This window comes from Oleiphilus sp. HI0132, from assembly GCF_001635845.1.
This window is the reverse complement of the sequence record NZ_LWGJ01001816.1, coordinates 1-608: the sequence shown is the minus strand read 5'-3', so window position 1 is coordinate 608 and position 608 is coordinate 1. Positions and strand designations below refer to the sequence as shown.

Annotated in this window: 1 protein-coding gene; it reads left to right on the top strand. The window is 42.6% G+C overall.

Annotated features, from left to right (window positions below):
• Positions 1-608, top strand: a 608-nt coding sequence (locus A3766_RS27550) for a GAF domain-containing protein (protein WP_156509196.1), incomplete at both ends; no start/stop codon positions are given.

Genomic DNA, 608 nt, shown 5'->3' with positions numbered 1-608 from the left:
GGCAAGAGTGCTTAGCGGGGAAGAAGTTCGATTAGATAAAGACATTGAGCTAGACCTTAGAACCGGCATGATCTACAGACAAGCAACCTACCTTCCGCAAATTAGAGAAGGTAATGTTGTTGGCTTTTTCGTCTTTATGAATGACCTGACGGAAAACAACAAAGCAATTAATACACTTCGTCGTTTGCACCTCATTACTGCCGACAGTGAATTATCAGTTGAAGAAAAAATCCAGCGAGTTTTGGCCTTGGGAAAGCAGACTTTCGAGTTACCTTTGGCTTTGGTCAGTCATATTCATAATCAGCGATATGTCGTTAAGTATTCCGACACTCCGAATGGTGAAGTAAAACCTGGTGATGAATTTGAACTGGGCATTACTTACTGTATCCACACCCTTAATGCCAATGGACCAACAGGCTTTGATCATGTAGAGAAAAGCTGCATTAATACGCATCCTTGCTACGAGGCTTTTGGCCTGGAAAGTTATATTGGTGTGCCGCTAATCGTGTCAGGTGAACGCTTTGGTACGCTAAACTTTTCTGGTCCTGAAGCACATGCCAGACCCTTTAGTGATGACGAATTTGAACTCATTCGTTTATTTGCCCAAT